Here is a 17,830-nt window from a genome sequence, read left to right as displayed (position 1 = left end):
ACCGCCGCAAGGGGGAAAGTCATGGCGGGAGCGGTCCGGTTCGCCTTCTCCGCGAGCGATGTGGCGCGGACCCGGTTCGCGCTGTCCCCGCTGTGGGAGGTCGTGGCGAGCGTGCGCACCTACCAACTGGCGGGCGGGCGGTCGGCCGTCGGCAGCGTGGCGGGCCGCCGATCGGCGCACCGGCGCTGGCTGGAGGCCGCGGTGCCGAAGGTCGCGGCGGCCGGGCTGGACCGCGGACTGCTCTTCGACCTGGTGCCGGCCACCGGCTACACCCCCGACTTCATCACCCCGCCACCGCCCGCCGCCGGCGCCGACCTCGCCGCCGAACTGCGGATGGTCGCGGCCACGCCGGTCGCCGAGATCCACCGCGAACTGCGGGCGTTCGGGCTGCGGACCGAGCGGATCGAGGCGATGTACGCCGACCCATCCGCCGGGATCGCCCGCCTCGTCGCGGAGCTCGACGCGTACTGGGCGGCGGCGCTCGCGCCGTGCTGGCCGCAGGTGCGGGCGGTGCTGGAGGCCGACGTCTTCCACCAGGCGCGCAGGCTGGCCGCCGACGGGGCCGAGGCCGTGCTCGGCGACCTGCACCCGCACGTGCGGTGGTCCGCGGGCACCCTGACCATCTCCGAGATGGCCTGTGCCGCAGGTCTGGACCTGGCGGGGCAGGGCCTGGTGCTGGTGCCGTCGGTGTTCACCCGGTCGGGGGTCACCACGTCGGCCGGCTCGCCGGCCGCCAAGCAGCTCTTCTACCCCAGCCGCGGGTGGGGCTCGGTCTGGTCGGCGGAGCGGCCCGCGGTGCCGGACGCGGTCGCGGCGGTGCTCGGCCGTACCCGGGCGCTGCTGCTCGCGGAACTGGCGGTGCCCGCGTCGACCAGCGACCTCGCCGGGCGGACCGGGCTGTCCGCGGGCGGGGTCAACCAGCACCTGACGGCGCTGCGGGACGCGGGCATCGTCTCGGCGCACCGCTCGGGGCGGTCGGTGCTGTACATGCGAACGGCGGTGGCGGAGTCCCTTCTGGCGGCGGCGGTCGGCTGAGCGGACCCTCCGGGGCGCCTCCGGAGCGTACTTCCGGCGCGAACACGCGGCGAGCCGGCCGTCCTGCGGGGCACCGTCCTCAGGTGCGCCGGTGCAGGAGTTGGCGGTACGCCTCCAGGCCGTCGGGGACGAACTCCCAGTCGGCGAGCCGCCGTTGGAGCTCCTCCTCGGGGAGGAAGTCGTGCCAGGCGACCTCTTCGGGCTGCGGGCGTACCGGGCCGTCGACCTGTACCTCGTAGACCGTGGACCACCAGCTGCCGGGGCCGGGGTCCCGCGTGTAGAGGAACGTGAAGAGGCGGGTGGGCTGCGGCAGCCCGGACACGCCCAGTTCCTCCTCGGCCTCGCGCAGCGCCGTCGCGTCGTAGGACTCGCCCGCGCCGACCACGCCGCCGACGAACATGTCGTACAGGGACGGGAAGACGAGCTTGCGGGCGGTGCGGCGGTGCACGAAGATCCGGCCCCGCGGGTCGCGGGCCAGGATGAACGCGCAGCGGTGCCGTAGCCCGCGGGCGTACGCCTCGCCGCGCGGGGAGGTGCCGATGACGTTGTCGTCCTCGTCGACGATGTCGATGACCTCGTGCACCGACAGCAGGCCGCCGTCGTCGTCGGGACCGGAGGGGCTGCCGGGGGCGGGGTTCGCGGGCGGTTGGCTCATGCCGTGATTGAACCACCGGCCGGCCGGGCCGCTCCGGTCGGCACCGCGGGCGCCGCGGAGCGCAGTTCGCGGATCAGGGCGCGTACCGGGAGGGTGCGGGCCAGCTCCGGGGTGGTGGCGTAGCCGACCTGGCGGGTCGGGCGGCGCGGTCCGAGGTCGGTGACCGCCACGGTGTCCGGCGCGCCGACCAGGGCCAGCGCGGGCATGACCGCCATGCCCAGGCCGCGGGCCACCATCGAGAGCACCACGCTGTCGTCGCCCGCGTCCACCGTCGCCCTCGGTATCCAGTCCTGCTCCGACCACCAACGGCGGGTGTAGGAGGAGCAGTTCTCCGCCCAGTCGATCAGCGGCAGTCCGCGCGGGTCCGCGGCGCCCACCGGGTGCACCAGCGCGTACGGCTCGTCGAACAGCGCGGCCGCGACCAGCCCGGTGGTGTCGGTGGCGGCCGCGTCCAGCGTCGCGATGGCGAGGTCGGCCCGCCCGTCGGCGACCTCTCCCACGGTGCCGCGGCCGAGATCCGGCACGATCCGCACCTTGGGGACGAGGCCGGGATGGCGGGCCGTGAGCCGCGCGAGCGCCACGGGCAGCACCTGTACGGCGGCGCTGCGGAACGCGGCGATCCGCAACGGGCCGGTCACCTCACCCGTTGCCGCGCCCCGCGCCTCGTCGCCCAGCGACTCCAGCAGCCGCAGGATACGGCGGGCCTGCGCCGCGGCTGCCTCGCCCGCCGCGGTCGGACGGGCGCCGTGCCGGCCGCGGTCGAAGAGCACCACCCCGGTCTTCCGCTCGCACGACCGGACCGCGTGCGACACCGCCGACTGGGTCATGTCCAGGTGGCGGGCGGCGGCGGTGAAGCTGCCGTCGCGCGCCACCGCCACCAGGACGCGCAGTTCGGGGACGGCGAGCAGGCGCGGGTCGGGCGAGGGGGACACGGCGGATACGGCGGACACGGTCACACCCGGCAGCGTACGTCGGGCAGCCGCCTTCCATGAACACCGCTCATGGAAGCCGGCCATCCATCGACGGCGGCGTCTGCCGGTGCCTGCCGCGCCCGCCTAGCGTCACCCGCATGACCGCACCGCAGACCGGCCCCAGCCGTAGGACCACGGCCCCCGCCGCCCGCCTCGCCACCACCGTCCACCAGGTCGCCCGCCCCACCGGGATGCCGACGCCCGCCGACTTCGCGTACGTCGAGCACCCCGTGCCGACCGCCGAGCCCGGCACCGCACTGGTCGAGAACATCCTCCTGTCCGTCGATCCGTACATGCGCGAGTCGATGGAGGAAGGCGGATGGCAGCTCGGGACGCCGCTCGAAGGCCGCTCCGTCGGCCGGGTGCTGCACTCCCGCACGCCCGGCCTCGCCCCGGGCGATCTCGTCTTCCACCGGGCCGGCTGGCGGACCCACGCCGTGCTCACCGCCGACGAGGTGCGGGTGCTGCCGCGGGTCGACGGGGCGCCGCTGCGTGCCTGGTTGAGCGTGCTCGGCGGAACCGGCCTGACCGCGTACACCGGCCTGACCCGTGCTGCCCGACTCCAGCCCGGGGAGAGGGTGTTCGTGTCGGCCGCGGCCGGGGGAGTGGGCACCGCGGTCGGCCGGTTCGCCCGGTTGATGGGCGCCTCGGCCGTCTACGGGAGCGCCGGCTCCGCCGCGAAGGTCGAGCACCTGGTCCGGAACCTGGGCTTCGACGGTGCCTTCGACTACCACGACGGCCCGTTCGCCGAGCAGTTGGCGCGGATCGCGCCCGAGGGAATCGACGTCGGCTTCGAGAACGTCGGCGGCTCCCAGTTGGAGGGGCTCATCGCCAACATGCGCGAGCACGGCCGGATCGCGTGGTGCGGCAGCATCGCCCAGTACAACCACCCCGACCGCCCGCCCGCCGCTCCCCGCAACCTGTACGACCTCGTGCACAAGGCGGTCCGGCTCGAAGGGTTCCTCGTCCGGCACCACCGCGCGCTTCAGGGCGAGTTGGAGGAATTCCTGGTGCCGCACCTGCGCTCGGGCGCCGTCGTGCCGGACGACACCGTCGTCGAGGGCGTCCGCGGCACCGTGGACGCCTTCATCGGGGTCTTGCGCGGCGACAACACCGGCAAGATGATCGTCCAGGTCGGTGACCCGGAAGCGAAGTGACGGGAGAGTACGGTGACCAGTGCGGCGAACGGTCCGGTGGGCACGACCGCTCCGGGTGAGGCGTCGACGTCCGGCCGCGGCCGGACCGCGCCGCTGCGGATCGCCAACTGCTCCGGCTACTACGGCGATCGGCTCGCCGCCGCCCGCGAGATGGTCGAAGGCGGCCCGATCGACGTACTGACCGGCGACTACCTCGCCGAACTCACCATGCTGCTGCTGTGGAAGGCCCGGCGGCGCGACCCCGACGGCGGCTACGCGGTCTCCTTCCTCGCCCAGATGCGCGACGTGCTGGGCACCTGCCTGGAGCGCGGCATCAAGGTCGTGGTCAACGCCGGCGGCCTCAACCCCGCCGGGCTCGCCGCCAAACTCCGCGAACTGGCCGCGGCCGCGGGGCTGCGGCCCGCCGTCGCCCATGTCGAGGGCGACGACCTGCTCGGCCGGCTGCCCGAACTCCAGTCCCGCGGGCACGAGTTCGCCCACCTCGCCACCGGCCGCCCGCTGGCCTCCGCCGGTGTCGAGCCGGTCACCGCCAACGCCTACCTCGGCGGCTGGGGCATCACCCAGGCGCTGCGCTCCGGCGCCGACGTGGTGGTCTGCGGCCGCGTCACCGACGCCTCCCTCGTCGTCGGGCCCGCCGCGTGGGCGTTCGACTGGGCCGCCGACGACTGGGACGCGCTGGCCGGCGCGGTCACCGCGGGCCACATCATCGAGTGCGGCACCCAGGCCACCGGCGGCAACTACTCCTTCTTCACCGAGATCCCCGACCCGGTCCACCCCGGCTTCCCGATCGCCGAGATCCACCCGGACGGCTCCAGCGTCATCACCAAGCACCCCGGCACCGGCGGCGCCGTCACCGTGGGCACCGTCACCGCCCAACTCCTGTACGAGACAGGCCATCCCGCCTACCTCAACGCCGACGTGGTGGCCCGCTTCGACACCGTACGGCTCACCCAGCAGGGCACCGACCGGGTCGCGGTCGGCCCGGTGACCGGGGAGCCCGCGCCCGACACCCTCAAGGTCTGCGTCAACCACGTCGGCGGCCACCGCAACTCCGCGGTCTTCGTGCTCACCGGCCTCGACCTCGACGCCAAGGCCGACTTCGCCGAAGCAGCGCTGCGCGACGCCACCGGTGGCCCGGCCGCGTTCGCCGGGTACGACCTGCGGCGCGAGCACGGCCACGAGGTCGACCGGCTCACCCTCACGGTCAAGGACCCCGACCCCGGCAAGGTCGGCCGCGGCTTCTTCTCCGCCGTCGCCGGCACCGCGCTGGCCGGCTACCCCGGCCTGTACCTGGAGCACGCCACCGCCCGGCCCACCGAGTACGGCGTGTACTGGCCCGCGCTGATCCCGGCGCAGGAGGTGCGGGCGGTCACGGTGCTCGCCGACGGCACCCGGCTGCCCGTGCCGGCGGCACCGCTGCGCGGGGACCCGTCCGGGGGCCGTCCTGACGACGGCGCGCCCGGCCGCGGGTCCGCCGACCCCGGGTCGCCCGGCCGCGTACCACCTGGCCGGGGAGCGCCCGGCGGGGTCTCCGCGGGCCGCGTCCCGCCCGGTCTGCGCCCCGACGCCGTCCCCCCGCCGCCGTCGCCGGTCGCGGGCCCGCAGCGGCCCGAGCGCGCGGAACCGTACGGCGGACGGCCCGGCGCGGCGCACGGCAGGACCGTACGGTTGCCGCTCGGCACGCTCATCGGGGCGCGGTCGGGGGACAAGGGCGGGGACGCCAACGTCGGGCTGTGGGCCCGCGACGACGACGCGTACGCCTGGCTGCGCGAGTACCTCGACGTGCCCCGGCTGCGCGCGCTGCTGCCCGAGGCCGCCCGGCTGCCGGTCAGCCGCTACGAACTGCCCCACCTGCGGGCCCTGAACTTCGTCGTGCACGACCTGCTCGGCGACGGCGTGGCCGCGTCCACCCGCGCCGACCCCCAGGCGAAGGCGCTCGGCGAGCGGCTGCGCGGCCGCTTGGCGGACATACCGGAGCGGCTGGTGGAGCCGCCTCGGCCGCCGCGGGCACGTCCGGGGGCATGATCGGGCCATGAGCAATCTCGATGTGAAACCGTCCGCCAGCGTCTGCGGCGGCCGCGAGGACGTCTCCGCCGCTCCGGTCCACGAACTGCTCACCGGCCGCACCGTGCCGCTCGGCGAGAGCACGCAGGTACGCCGGTTGCTGCCCAACCTCGGCCGCCGGATGATCGGCGCCTGGTGCTTCGTCGACCACTACGGCCCCGACGACATCGCCCGCGAACCGGGAATGCAGGTGCCGCCGCACCCGCACATGGGGCTCCAGACCGTGAGCTGGCTGCACGACGGGGAGGTGCTGCACCGCGACAGCCTCGGCAGCAAGCAGACCGTACGGCCCAGGGAGTTGGGCCTGATGACCTCGGGGCGGGGCATCTCGCACTCCGAGGAGTCCCCCCGCGACCACGCCCGCTACCTGCACGGCGCCCAACTGTGGGTCGCGCTGCCCGACTCCCGCCGGCACATCGCGCCCGCCTTCGAGCACCACACCGAACTCCCCGAGGTCACCGCGCACGGCCTGCACGCCACCGTAATCCTCGGCGAGCTCGACGGCGCGGCCTCGCCCGGCACCATCCACAGCCCGCTGGTCGGCGCCGACCTCACCCTCGCCGAGGGCACCGCCGCGCGCCTGCCGCTCCAGCCCGACTTCGAGTACGCCGCCCTCGCGATGTCCGGCCAGGCCGACGTCGACGGGGTCCGCCTCACCCCCGGGTCCCTCCTCTACCTCGGCGCGGGGCGCCGGGACCTCCCCCTCCTCGCCGACACCTCCGCGTCCCTCATGCTCCTGGGCGGCGAGCCCTTCGCCGAGAAGATCGTCATGTTCTGGAACTTCGTCGGGCGTTCGCACGAGGATATCGCAGAAGCTCGCGAGGAGTGGAATGAGAGCACCAGATTCGGCGAGGTCCACGGCTACGACGGTGACCGCCTACTCGCCCCGGAACTCCCGCCAACTCCTTTGAAGGCGCGCGGCCGTGAGCGCTGACCTGCAGTTTCCTTGATACTCCTGGCCCGCTCGGCGCAATCGCATCGAGCGGGCCCGGAGCCAGATCGTGTCCGCCGACAGGCTTGGGCTCGCTGGGCTCGGAATGCCCGCAGGGCGCTTCGCGGGATTCGTATGTGCGTACGAGTGTGACAGGGTGCGCCAGGACCGATGCTGACCCAATGCTGACTTTACTGACTCGTAGTCAGCTCGGTTCCGGCTGTGCTTTCGCCCCGTCACCCCACCTCGTGGGCTGGGATCGCCAGGGTGGCGACCAACCCAAGATGCGCCGTTGCCGGTCCCTTGAGCTCGGCGGGCAAGGTTCGGCCGAGCGGTGACGATCTTGCAGGGAGAGGCGGTCTGAACCGACACGGCGCGTTGCCTGCCGTTGTCGGTTACAGGAGATCGCGCAGAGCTGCGCCGGCGTGGTTCACGGCTGCGGTGAGGGTTTGGAGATGACTTGCTGGGAGATGCCCGGCGCCGAGTCCTGAGCTGGTGAGTACGGACTGGAGCTTTTGCGTCTGCTCGGTGTCGCGGTACAAGGGCGCTGCGCCGTGGTTCAGGACTTCCTGGGCGGCGTAGGCGTCGAGGACGGCCGCGTTGGTGATGGCGTCCGGTAGGAGAGCAGCGTCGGGGTGGGAACAGTCGGGGAGTAGTTCGAGTGCGGTGAGTGCGTTGTGGCAAAGGGAGTCCCTGTTCGATGAGCAGGGGCTTCTTCGTGTGCGGGGCATGGTCGCGGAGGGGTAGGGGCAGGCAGCGGGCGGCTTGTTGTTGATCGAGGAGGTTGTGATGCCGTCGGTGCTGGGGTTGATGGAGCGGCGTGAGGCGCGGGCGAGGCAGGAGCTGGAGTCCTGGACGGAGGTCCTGGAGCAGGCTCAGGCGGAGGTGGATGCCGCGCGGGAGCGGGTCGAGCGGGCCCGGGTGGGGCGGGAGGAACTCGTGTCGGTGCTGGCCGAGGAGAGCGCGGTGAATACGCCGGTTTCTGTGCCGTCAAGTGGTGAGGTGGCTGCCGCTGGGGGATCGAACGGTTCAGGCCCGGTGCGTGGTGGACGGCCGCCGGTGTGGCGGCCGGGCATCGGTGAGGAGGTGCTCAGCGGCGTGTATCGGGAGGTGTTCGCCGCGGTGGTGGCCGCTTCGGGGCCGGTGAACGGGGTGGAGCTGACCCGGGCGGTGGGCCGGGAAGCGGAGATCAAGAACGAGGTAGAGAAGATCCGACACCGTGCCTACGTGCTGGAGAAGCGGGGCTGGCTGCTGCGGGCGGAGGACGGACGGTTCACGCCGCCGCCGGAAGCAGCCGCTCGGGACGCTTCTCCGGCCAGCGCGGAGCGTCTGCGGCCAGGCGCCGGGACAGCCTGATGGTGGCTGCCCACCACACCATCTGGGCGTGGTGATCGGGGCGGCGTTCGTGGTCGCGGTTGAGGCGGCGTGAGCGGGAGAGCCAGCTCAGCGTGCGCTCCACCACCCACCGGCGGGCCAGTACAACGAATCCGCGTTGTCCCTCGGAGCGGCGCACGACCTCGATCCGCACCCCGCGGCGGGCGAACGCCTTCGCCAGCGCCGGGCCCTGGTAGGCGCTGTCGACCCACACCAGCTTCAGCAGCCGGCCCGGCTCGGCCATGAATGCCTCCAGCAACGCCGGGGCGGCTTTGGAGTCGTGCACGTCGGCCGTGGTCACGGTCACCTCCAGGAGCAGGCCCTCGGTGTCGGTCAGGATGTGACGTTTGCGGCCGTCGCGTGACTTGCCGCCGTCGTATCCGCGACTGCCCTCGCCGACGGTTTCGGAGGCGTCCACCGACTGACTGTCGATGATCCCCCACTGGGCTCGGCGTTGCGGCCTGAGCGTTCCCTCGCCGAACGTCGCAGGCGTTCGTACAGCTCACGCACGTAGTCGTAGGACCGCCAGCGGCGGAAGAAGTCGTAGACCGCCCGCCAGTACGGGAAATCGACCGGCAGGGCCGTCCACTTCACACCGTTGTCGACGAGGTAGCGCACAGCGTCGAGCATCTCGCGATGGCAAAACGCCTCCGGGCGTCCGCCCCGTTTCAGGAGCCAGGCCGGCACCGGCATCACGGAGCGGACCTCGGCCCACTCCGCGTCCGTCATGTCACTCGGATAGCAGCCTGCCCGTCGCCCCGCGGCGATCGAACCGAACCGGTGCACGTAGCAGTGACACCCAAGGGTGACCGTGGTGGACGCAGGCACGGCAGAGATGGTCAACTCGTCCGACAACGGGCCTCCTTGCTCGTGACCGGCCTCAACAACCACGTCACTACCAAGGGGCCCGTTTCTCTATGCCCACGACCGCACCGGCATCTCTGTCCGAATGATCACCCGCACCGCGGGCTTCGAACGAGATCCGGTTTGCCACAACGCACTGAGTCTCCTGTCATGGCCAATCGCGGCAGCGGCCGGTGGGTGTGTCAATTTAACGGCTGATCTTGGTTGTTGGGGTTCAGTTGTTGGCCGGGGTGAGCCGGCCTTCGAAGGCGATCTGGAAGGCGTTCAGGGGTGCCTTCCAGCGCATGGTCCAGCGCTTGCGGCCCTTGCCGGTCGGGTCCAGGCTCATCAGCGCCATGTAGACGCACTTCAAGGCGGCGGCCTCGGTGGGGAAGTGCCCGCGGGCCCGGACAGCCTTGCGTATCCGGGCGTTGACGGACTCGATGGCGTTCGTCGAGCAGATGACGGTCCGGATCTCGACGTCGAAGGAGAGGAAGGGCACGAACTCCGCCCAGGCGCTCTCCCAGAGCCTGATGATCGCCGGGTACTTCTTTCCCCAGGCGTCCTGGAACTCTGAGAAGCGTTCGGCGGCAGCGCTCTCACTCGACGCGGTGTAGACGGGCTTGAGCGCCTTGGCGATCTTGTCCCAGTCCGCGCGCGAGGCGTATCGGAAGCTGTTGCGCAGAAGGTGAACGATGCAGGTTTGCACAATCGTTCGAGGCCAGACCGTCTCGACCGCATCGGGCAGGCCCTTGAGGCCGTCGCAGACCAGCATCAGCACGTCGTCCAGGCCGCGGTTCTTCAGCTCGGTGAACACCTGCAGCCAGTACTTCGCGCCCTCGCCGCCGTCGCCGGCCCAGATGCCCAGGATGTCCCGGGTGCCCTCGACGGTGACGGCCATGACGACGTAGACGGGCCGGTTGGCAACCTTCCCGTCCCTGATCTTCACGTTGATGGCGTCCACGAACAAAACGGGATAGACGCGGTCGAGCGGCCGGTTCTGCCATTCGGCCATGCCTTCCATCACCTGGTCGGTGATGGTGGAGATGGTCTGCTTGGAGACCTCGGCGCCGTAGATCTCGGCCAGGTGAGCGGAGATCTCCCCGTGGGTGAGGCCCTTCGCCGACAGCGACAGCACCATCTCGTCCACGCCGGTCAGCCGCCGCTGCCGCTTCCTGACGATCTGCGGCTCGAAGCTGCCCTCCACATCCCGGGGCACCTTGACCTCGACCGGCCCGACATCCGTCAGCACGGTCTTCGCCCGGGTGCCGTTGCGGCTGTTGCCGCTGTTCCGGCCAGCTGCATCGTGCTTGTCGTAGCCGAGGTGATCGGTAATCTCGCCTTCCAGGGCGGACTCCAGCACCCGCTTGGTCAACTGCTGCAGCAGCCCGCCCGCACCGGTCAGCTGCATGCCCTCCCTCCGGGCCCGGTCGACCAGCATCGCGATCAACTGCTCGTCCGACGTGGCCGCACCGACCGGCTCAGCCACGGACTCGTGCTCGATCGTCATCTCACTCACTTGGCGTCTCCATGATCAACAGATCCTCCGTTTATTAGACACTCCCCGGCCGGTGTATTCCGACGACGTTCGCAGGTGGAAGGCTTGGGAGGGAGGCGAATGGTCGGCACTTGTTGAATGGCTACAACCTACGTGTTGGGTCCGAACCGGGCGATCCATCGGGTTCGACTCCGGACGCTGGTTCTCTGAGTTGTGCCCCCAGAACATTAGTCTCTCCGGGCAAGACAGTTGGTCGTGGCCAGGATCATCCCTCTGACAGTCACGTGGGAGAGGGCATGGGAGCGCAAGGGGAGCGCGGACGCCTTTGGACGTCCCAGCATGAGCCAACATGACTGAGCCTCATGCATGCTTCCTGATCAGGCAAAACGAGACTCAGCGGTACTGCCAGACATAATGTGTCACGATCGCTGGCGTACTCGTAATGCGTAGGTCCCCTGCGGACCGTATTGGTTTCTGATCGTCGCGGGGAGGGCGGAGGTCAGTGAGGTTTTCTCAGCGAAGATCATTTCCAGATTCCGTTGAGGACGAGTGCGGCGCGGGCTATGTCGCCGATCCGGCTGGGGCTGAGTGAGACGTGCTTCAGCGCCCGCCAGCGTTCCTTGAGTTCGGCGGCGGCGCGTTCGCCGAGGGCGCGCAAGTCCCTGATCAGGGTGTTCGTGGTGCGGGTGTCAGTGTGGAGGGCTTGTTCGGACTTGCCCTTGGGGCGGCGGACCGGGACGTGGATGCCGATGCCGGCGCCGATGTAGCCCTTGTCGGCGAGGGTCGGTAGCCCGTCGGTAGCGGCCTTGTACAGGGCGGGCAGGGCGTGGATGCGGGCGGCGGTGATGTCGGGTGTGGAGCCGGGCTCGACGTCGGAGACCCACAGCGGGGTTCCGTCCGGGGCGGACAGGAACTGCACGTTGCCGCCGAATGCCTTGTGTTTCTGGCTGAACCAGAGGTCGTTGCCGTTGTCGCGGACGCCTGCGAGGCGGTCGGACTCGATGAGCGTGCCGTCCAGGATCACGTGCGTCATTCCGTCCCGCCTGCAGCGGTTGAGGACGTCGTGCAGGTCGGGGGCCTGTTCCGCCAGGACATCGATGCCTTCGTGGAGGTAGCGGTAGCCGGTGGCCTGCGAGACGCCAGCGTCGCGGGCCAGGCAGTGCACGCAAGCCTTCCCGCGGAACCAGCGCAGGACCAGCAGGGCCTGGCGGAACGGACCCAGCGCCCGCGACCCCCGCGGGGTGCGCAGCCGTCGCCGGTGGGCGGCCAGCAGTCGTGAAAGGTGCTCCACGACGTGGCGCGGGACGTCGAGCGTGGCAACATAGGTGACCAACGTGAAGCCTCTGGCGGTTCGGACGAGTTCTTGTGGTGAGACCTGTCCTACCAGGGGCTTTACGTCTGCCCACGACCAGGATGGGTTCGTCCGATCCGCCCAAGGGCGAGCGGTTCACAACGTTTCGCGAAGATCATTTCGCTGAGAAAACCTCAGTGCCTCCGCCCTCCGTAGGGGTCACCTTCGAGGCCGATTTGGCCGTCATCGTGGGGGAGTGGGGCAGCTGTTGCGGTGCGCCCTCGGTGAGCCCGGTGTGAGCCCGGACGCCTTCGGAACTGGTGATATCACGTGCCGCGAGCCGGATCGTCTGTTCTTCTGGCCTGCACAGATGGGATCAGGGAGGACTACGCGTCATCGTCCGGTACGGAATCTGGGCGACTCATAAACCCTAGGTCCGTGATCGGCGGTGACGGAGCTGCTGCCACGTGGCTTTGCCGGGCGGATGGGTTCGCCGACGGTCGGGTGCGAGCCTTGGTGCGCTGCACTGCCCTGCCAACGTCGCCTCCCCAGGACCTGATCCCAGGGACTTTTCAGGGACTTTCAGCTCTGTCGGAGGGACTTCCGAGGGACTTTCCGCCGTACAGGCACGAAAGGCTCCGACAGAGCTGAAAGACGGGAAGCCGCAGGTCAGGGCCTACGCGGTCAGCACTCGATGACGTTGACGGCGAGGCCGCCGCGGGCGGTCTCCTTGTATTTGACCTACATGTCAGCGCCGAACGGGGCGGCACGCCCCATCTGCCCGTTTCGGCAGCCCGGGCGGGATCCAAGACCGCGCCCGCGGCTTCACAAGGTCCTTCGGTCCGTCACCAAACAGCCACGTCTCGGTGTACGGCACACCGGCGTGGTTGGTCCACTCTTGCGTGGCACTCGGACAGGTCCGCGGGGTCAACTCGTACGCCCTGTATGACACGAGGTCCGGGAGCTATTCGATTCCCTTTATCGAAGAGTCTCGGCTGTGTCAAACCTCGGGCTGCGGGACACCGTTGTTGCTCCAGACGGTCGCCCCGGGTTCCGGTTGGCCGCGAGCGAGAGCGAGGAAGACATGGCGAGGCAGTTCATGGACGTCAAGGAGACGGCTGAGTATCTCAACGTGTCGGTGCAGTGGGTGTATCGGGAGGGGCCGCGGGTGGGGCTGGTGCCGTATCGATTCGGCAAGGGGGCGAACTCGAAGCTCCAGTTCAGGATTGCCGAGGTGCAGGCGTGGGTCCGCCAGCGGTGCGACAGCGCCTGAGGAACACTCTGGCGGCAGAAGCGGGGCCGGGCGCGTGGTGCGTCCGGCCCCGCGGTGTTCTACGCGGCGAGGCCGATGTCGAGGATCTTGGCGGCCTTGCTGATCGAACCGGGCATCAGGTGCCGGTAGACGCGGAAAGTGATGTCGACGCTCTTGTGGCCCATCCACTCCGCGACGTCGGTGATGGGGATGTTGTGGGAGAGGCAGTTGGACGCGAAGAAGTGGCGGAACCCGTAGACGACCATTCCGTCTGGGATATGGGCCTTTTCGTTGTTCTTGATGGCGCGCCACTGGTTCGACAAGCAGTAGTACGGATACGGGACGTCCGGGTTGCGCGGGTTGCGCAGGAGGTAGCCGTCAACCGTGCCATGTGTGTCGGCATACCACTCGATGGTCTGCTTCACGCGGGCGGGCAGGGGGACGTCCCGGTACTCGTCGGGCTTCCGGTGCTTGAGCCGAGCGTAGGTGTTCGTCGTCTGGTTGACCTGTTCGTGGACGCGGTAGACGTCCTCGGCGACGAGGTTCGCGAGGTTGACCGCTGCGGCTTCGCCGTTGCGCAGCCCGCATCCGCTCATGAGGTCGACGACTAGGCGGAAGGCGTCGTCGCCGGCGGTGCGGAGGTGGTGTAGTTGTTGCGGGGACGGGATGACCGCGCGTTTCGCGTCGTACTGCGGCGGCTTGACGCCCAGCACAGGGCTGTCGGCGTACAGGCCGAGACGGTGGGCGTCCAGGAGTATCGACTTGAGCTTGTCGAACGTGTTCGCCTGTGTCGCCAGCCCGACGTTGTTGCGTTCCATGGACTGGATGAAGCGGTCGACCACCTTGTGGTCGAAGCTGCCCATCCGCCGGCTGGTGAAGGCGGGAAGAAGGTGGTGATCGAGGAGTGAGTCGAGGTGGCGGAGGGAAGCCTGCGCGAGGTGCCGCTGGCTCGAACGCCACTCGGCGCTGTAGTCGGCGAAGGTCATGGCGCTGTACTTCTTGATCCGCTCGGCCTTGCTCCGGTTCTGGCGTTGGGCCTTCTTGGACGTGTAGATGTCCATCAGCCGTTCGACGGCGGCGTCCTGGGTCGGGAAGCCGGACTCCTCCGTCTGCTTGCCGGCCGCGTCGCGGTACCTGATGGTGTACGGGTGCGGGCACTTGGACCAGCGTGCCTCCGGGTGGTCGCAGGTCTTGAGGAACGTGCCCATTCCGCGTGCGAGAGTCCTGGTCGCCATCGTTCGTGCCCCTCCTCGGACCAATGCTGGCCCTTTGCTGACCCGCGATGGTCCATCACCCCTCTGACCTGGGGAGAGTCCACAAGTACGTGGTATGTTCTGGAACTTCGTCGGGCGCACCACCGAGGACATCGCGCAGGCCCGCGAGGACTGGCACACCGGCGACCGCTTCGGTGAGGTCCACGGCTACGACGGCGACCGCCTGCTCTCCCCGGACCTCCCGCCAACTCCTTTGAAGGCACGCGGGCGTGAGCGCTGACCTGTTGTTTCCGTGACGCTCCCGACCCGCTCGGCGCCTCCCTATCGAGCGGGTCAGGGGCCGGCTCGTGTCCGCCGACAGGCTTGGGCTCGCTGGGCTCGGAATGCCCGCAGAGCGCTTCGCGGGATTCGTATGTGCGTACGAGTGTGACGGGGCGCGCCAGGACCGATGCCGACCCAATGCTGACTTTGCTGACCAGCAGTCAGGCCGGGTGCTGCTTCGGCTGCCATGGGCAGAGACCCCGGCGTGCGAGCCCCGCCGTAGACGTGCCCCTGTCGGCCGGCGCATGCGAGGGCTGATCATGCTCACATCGGATGGGTGGTGTCGATCCGTGGCCCGATTGACGACGAGGCCGCCTCACCGACCCAGGGCCGTAGTCCAGCTCGGGGTGGCGGGCGGAGATCTCGATCAGCCGGTTGTACTTGGCGACGCGTTCGCCCCGGGCGGGCGCTTCGGATTTGATCTGGCCGCAGCCGGCGCCGACGGCCAGGTCGGCGATGAAGGAATCCTCGGTCTCGCCGGATCGGTGCGAGATCATCGCCGCGTAGCCGGCCTCACGGCAGACGTCGATGGGACTGCAACCCGACGGCCGCCGCGCCTTTTCCTCCACCTGGTTCCAGAGCGGCTTCCGCAGCTGGATCGCCGAGCTTGACCTCGGCGGTCACTACGTCGCCCACCAGGCCCGACATACGCCGGCCACCCGGCTGCTGCGGCACGGCGCGAGCCTGACGCGCATCCGCCGCTACCTCGGTCAGGTCTCCGACCGCATGGCCGAGCACTACGTCCACCTGACCCAGTCGGACCTGGACAACGTCCTCCAGCACGTATGGGTCACCGGACCCGGCACCGCCCACCCCGGCGAACTCCTCACCAGCGACACCACCCCGCTCACCCGCGAGCAGGCCCAGGCCCTGGCCATCGACCGCTCTCGCCGCAGCACCCCCGCCGAGGGCGGCTTCTGCACCTTCCAGCCCGTCGTCAACGGCGGCGGCTGCCGGCCGAGGGCGCCACGGACGACGCCACCGCCGACTACCTCCACCGCTACTTCGAGCCCACCGCCCGCGCCATCGACGGCCTGGACGAGGCCCTGGCCGGCCTGGGCCTCCTCGACGACGCCCTCGCCCTGGACCTGCGCAAACCCCAGGACTACTTCCACCGAGTGTGGTCCACGCCTTCCGCGCCGCCGACCTCGCCGACGCGGGCAGCGACGAGCCGGACGAGTACAGAGATACGGGCACAGCCGACGGCGATGCCCCCGAACAGGAAGCCCCATGAACACCGTCACTGTTCCCGAACCCCGCACCGCGGCGGCTCCGGCCGCCCGCCGCACGACCGAAGCCGCCCTTGAGCGCCTCCACCAGGCCATCGCCCGGCTCCGGCGCGAGAAAGCCCAGGTCAGCGTCGCCGCCGTCGTCCGCCGAGCGGACGTCTCACGCACCTTCCTCTACGACAACGTCGAGGCCGGAGCCGCGGTCGCCGCAGCGATGACGCAGGCCGGCGAACACCAATCCCGCACGCTCGCTGAACAGGACGACGAACGCGAGGCGACCTGGCGCGAACGCGCCCTGAACGCCGAGGACGCCCTCGAGGCAGCCCACACGGAGATCTTCACCCCACGCATACGGACCGGCGAACTCATCGGCCAGATAGGCGACTTGCAGGCTGATTGGCCCGAGGAAACCGTCCAGCGGATCGCCACCGAGAACACCAACCTCAAACAGCGCGTCCGCCAACTCACTACCGACAACCGCACCCTCGACGAACGACTCAAGGCCGCCGGCTCGAACCTGCGCTTCCAGGACCGGCGCGTCGCCGACCTCGAAGCCCGCATCGCCGAACCGGCACCGAAGTCCTGACCCTTCCCGCCCAGCCACTTCACGGCCCGTCCGCCGTCCTGGTGGGCGGGCCGTCCCACCGCCGGGCGGCGGTGACCGGATCGATGCCAAGTGGTCGGCCGATCAGTTGCTGTTCAGGCCGGTCCGTGAATGGCGGTCAGCTCATCAGGGCACGAGCACGATGCGCCCGCGCAGGCCGCGCGAGGCCAGGGTGTCGTGGGCTGCGGCGGCCTCCGAGAACGGCATCGTCCGGTCCACCCGCAGGGTGACAAGGCCGGCGTCCGCGAGGGCAGCCAGCTCGGCGAGTTGCACCGCGTCGCTGTGTACCTGGACCTGGGAGACACGGATACCGCGTTCCGCTGCTGGGCCGGCGCCGAGAACACTGACGAACGTGCCGCCGTCGCCTAGCGCACCGATCACTGATTCGCCCAAGGCCGCGGCGTCGACCAGCCCGGCGACTCCGCCGGGAACGGCCGCGCGGATCGCAGCGGCGGGGTCGTCAGAGCGCGGGACGAAGAGGCAGGCACCCAACTTGCGCACCAGTTCCTCGTCCTGGGCTCCGGCGACGGCGACGACGTGCAGGCCACGCTCGGCCGCCAGCTCGACGAGATAGCCGCCTACGGCGCCTGCGGCACCGGTGATCGCCACGGTCGCGCCGTCGGCCGCGGCGAGCAGGTCCAGCGCCTGCCGGGCGGTGAGTCCGTTCAGCGGAAGCGTCGCCGCCTGCACCGGGCTCGCGTGCCGGGGTGCGGCAGCGACGCCCGTGGCGGGCAGGACGACGTACTCGGCGTGTGTGCCGGCTTGGGTGTCCGGCCAGTCGGACAAGCCGATCACGGCGTCACCGACATCGAAGCTGTGGACGCCGCCGCCGAGGGCATCGACGATTCCCGCGACGTCGAGACCGGGAATGTAGTGGTCCCGCACGGGGACACGCGAGGCAAGTGCGCCGGAACGAATCAAGGCGTCGGCGGGGTTCAACGCGGCCGCCGAGACCCGGATACGGATCTGACCGTCGCCCGGCTCAGGGGTCGGGACCTCGCCGACGCGGAGCACGTCGGAGCCACCGTATTCGGACAGGATGACCGCACGCATCGTCACATCTTCTCTCTGAAGGTGTCCTGACCGGGCAGGCCCCGGCAAACTGTCCCTGGAACCCTGACGACTGGTTTCATATTCCGCCGGGGCCGCATGAGAAGCCAGTCGCCGCTTGAGCCGGTCGCGTCGGTGACGGTCCACGCGACCCGGCGCCCTGATGCCAGAACACGAACAGCAATACGAGAAGCTCGGGTTGATCCCTGACTTGGCCGACCCGTGGTCGCCTTGGCCGACGTGTCCGGCTATACCGGGGCCGAGGGCGTCACGCTGCTGATCGGCGGCACCGAGGCGCGGTCCACCGCCCCAAGCGGCCGGCCGCAAGGTGTCCGTGTCGG

16 protein-coding genes and 3 pseudogenes are annotated in these 17,830 nt (G+C 70.3%); 9 read left to right on the top strand and 10 right to left on the bottom strand.

Annotated features, from left to right (window positions below):
• Positions 1-21: 21 nt before the first annotated feature.
• Positions 22-1,035: an ArsR/SmtB family transcription factor gene (locus OG370_RS09035; protein ID WP_328462384.1), complete on the top strand. Its 1,014-nt coding sequence runs from the start codon at positions 22-24 to the stop codon at positions 1,033-1,035.
• 79 nt (positions 1,036-1,114) lie between these two features.
• Here the strand turns inward: OG370_RS09035 and OG370_RS09030 are convergent, their stop codons facing one another.
• Together OG370_RS09030 and OG370_RS09025 are read right to left on the bottom strand one after the other, a co-directional pair.
• Positions 1,115-1,690: an NUDIX hydrolase gene (locus OG370_RS09030; RefSeq protein WP_328462382.1), complete on the bottom strand. Its 576-nt coding sequence runs from the start codon at positions 1,688-1,690 to the stop codon at positions 1,115-1,117.
• Positions 1,687-2,646 (bottom strand): LysR family transcriptional regulator, encoded by a 960-nt coding sequence (locus tag OG370_RS09025; protein ID WP_328462380.1) that lies wholly within the window; start codon positions 2,644-2,646, stop codon positions 1,687-1,689. Before OG370_RS09025 ends, OG370_RS09030 begins: the two co-directional genes overlap by 4 nt.
• 113 nt (positions 2,647-2,759) lie before the next feature.
• On the opposite strand from OG370_RS09025, the gene OG370_RS09020 reads away from it, so the two are divergent.
• The 4 genes from OG370_RS09020 to OG370_RS09005 all read left to right on the top strand — a co-directional run bounded on the left by OG370_RS09020 (position 2,760) and on the right by OG370_RS09005 (position 8,169).
• Positions 2,760-3,818: an NADP-dependent oxidoreductase gene (locus tag OG370_RS09020; RefSeq protein ID WP_328462378.1), complete on the top strand. Its 1,059-nt coding sequence runs from the start codon at positions 2,760-2,762 to the stop codon at positions 3,816-3,818.
• 36 nt (positions 3,819-3,854) lie between these two features.
• The gene (locus OG370_RS09015) at positions 3,855-5,843 is read left to right on the top strand and encodes an acyclic terpene utilization AtuA family protein (RefSeq protein WP_328473915.1); all 1,989 of its coding nucleotides are present in this window, start codon (positions 3,855-3,857) and stop codon (positions 5,841-5,843) included.
• Between the two features lie 7 nt (positions 5,844-5,850).
• Positions 5,851-6,816 (top strand): pirin family protein, encoded by a 966-nt coding sequence (locus OG370_RS09010; RefSeq protein WP_328462376.1) that lies wholly within the window; start codon positions 5,851-5,853, stop codon positions 6,814-6,816.
• A 786-nt stretch (positions 6,817-7,602) separates the two neighbouring features.
• Complete coding sequence (locus OG370_RS09005; RefSeq protein ID WP_328462374.1) at positions 7,603-8,169, top strand: hypothetical protein; 567 nt, start codon at positions 7,603-7,605, stop codon at positions 8,167-8,169.
• Here the strand turns inward: OG370_RS09005 and OG370_RS09000 are convergent.
• The 4 genes from OG370_RS09000 to OG370_RS08985 form a co-directional block, all read right to left on the bottom strand.
• On the bottom strand, positions 8,087-8,605 hold the full coding sequence (locus tag OG370_RS09000) for an IS5 family transposase (protein WP_328462372.1): 519 nt from the start codon (positions 8,603-8,605) through the stop codon (positions 8,087-8,089). The two genes, OG370_RS09005 and OG370_RS09000, sit on opposite strands and share 83 nt — an antisense overlap.
• Complete coding sequence (locus OG370_RS08995; RefSeq protein WP_328473913.1) at positions 8,521-8,880, bottom strand: transposase; 360 nt, start codon at positions 8,878-8,880, stop codon at positions 8,521-8,523. The genes OG370_RS09000 and OG370_RS08995 overlap by 85 nt, the downstream gene beginning before the upstream one ends.
• A gap of 385 nt (positions 8,881-9,265) precedes the next feature.
• Positions 9,266-10,471, bottom strand: coding sequence for an IS256 family transposase (locus OG370_RS08990; protein ID WP_328473911.1), 1,206 nt, complete (start codon positions 10,469-10,471; stop codon positions 9,266-9,268).
• A 580-nt stretch (positions 10,472-11,051) separates the two neighbouring features.
• The gene (locus tag OG370_RS08985) at positions 11,052-11,861 is read right to left on the bottom strand and encodes a transposase family protein (protein ID WP_328462371.1); all 810 of its coding nucleotides are present in this window, start codon (positions 11,859-11,861) and stop codon (positions 11,052-11,054) included.
• Between the two features lie 1,042 nt (positions 11,862-12,903).
• Here OG370_RS08985 and OG370_RS08980 point away from each other — a divergent pair.
• On the top strand, positions 12,904-13,092 hold the full coding sequence (locus tag OG370_RS08980; RefSeq protein ID WP_328462369.1) for a helix-turn-helix transcriptional regulator: 189 nt from the start codon (positions 12,904-12,906) through the stop codon (positions 13,090-13,092).
• Positions 13,093-13,151: 59 nt separating this feature from the next.
• On the opposite strand, the gene OG370_RS08975 is transcribed toward OG370_RS08980, so the two are convergent.
• The gene (locus OG370_RS08975) at positions 13,152-14,306 is read right to left on the bottom strand and encodes a tyrosine-type recombinase/integrase (protein ID WP_328462367.1); all 1,155 of its coding nucleotides are present in this window, start codon (positions 14,304-14,306) and stop codon (positions 13,152-13,154) included.
• A gap of 94 nt (positions 14,307-14,400) precedes the next feature.
• On the opposite strand from OG370_RS08975, the pseudogene OG370_RS08970 reads away from it, so the two are divergent.
• Positions 14,401-14,565 (top strand): annotated as a pseudogene (locus tag OG370_RS08970) (pirin family protein); the annotation flags it as partial.
• Between the two features lie 370 nt (positions 14,566-14,935).
• Here the strand turns inward: OG370_RS08970 and OG370_RS08965 are convergent.
• Positions 14,936-15,130: pseudogene (locus OG370_RS08965) on the bottom strand (phosphopyruvate hydratase); the annotation flags it as partial.
• 4 nt (positions 15,131-15,134) lie between these two features.
• Here OG370_RS08965 and OG370_RS08960 point away from each other — a divergent pair.
• Positions 15,135-15,302 (top strand): annotated as a pseudogene (locus OG370_RS08960) (site-specific integrase); the annotation flags it as partial.
• Positions 15,303-15,343: 41 nt separating this feature from the next.
• Here the strand turns inward: OG370_RS08960 and OG370_RS08955 are convergent.
• Positions 15,344-15,721, bottom strand: coding sequence for a hypothetical protein (locus OG370_RS08955; protein WP_328474894.1), 378 nt, complete (start codon positions 15,719-15,721; stop codon positions 15,344-15,346).
• A gap of 115 nt (positions 15,722-15,836) precedes the next feature.
• Between OG370_RS08955 and OG370_RS08950 the strand changes: the two genes are divergently transcribed.
• Positions 15,837-16,421, top strand: a complete 585-nt coding sequence (locus tag OG370_RS08950; protein WP_328473909.1) for a DUF6262 family protein — start codon at positions 15,837-15,839, stop codon at positions 16,419-16,421.
• A gap of 144 nt (positions 16,422-16,565) precedes the next feature.
• Here the strand turns inward: OG370_RS08950 and OG370_RS08945 are convergent, their stop codons facing one another.
• Entirely contained in the window at positions 16,566-17,492 is a 927-nt protein-coding gene (locus OG370_RS08945) for an NADP-dependent oxidoreductase (protein ID WP_328462365.1), read from the bottom strand.
• Between the last annotated feature and the right edge of the window lie 338 nt (positions 17,493-17,830).

Source organism: Streptomyces sp. NBC_00448 (assembly GCF_036014115.1).
GTDB lineage: Bacteria > Actinomycetota > Actinomycetes > Streptomycetales > Streptomycetaceae > Actinacidiphila.
Note: the sequence above shows the minus strand (reverse complement) of the source record. Positions and strands in the feature narration are given on the sequence as shown.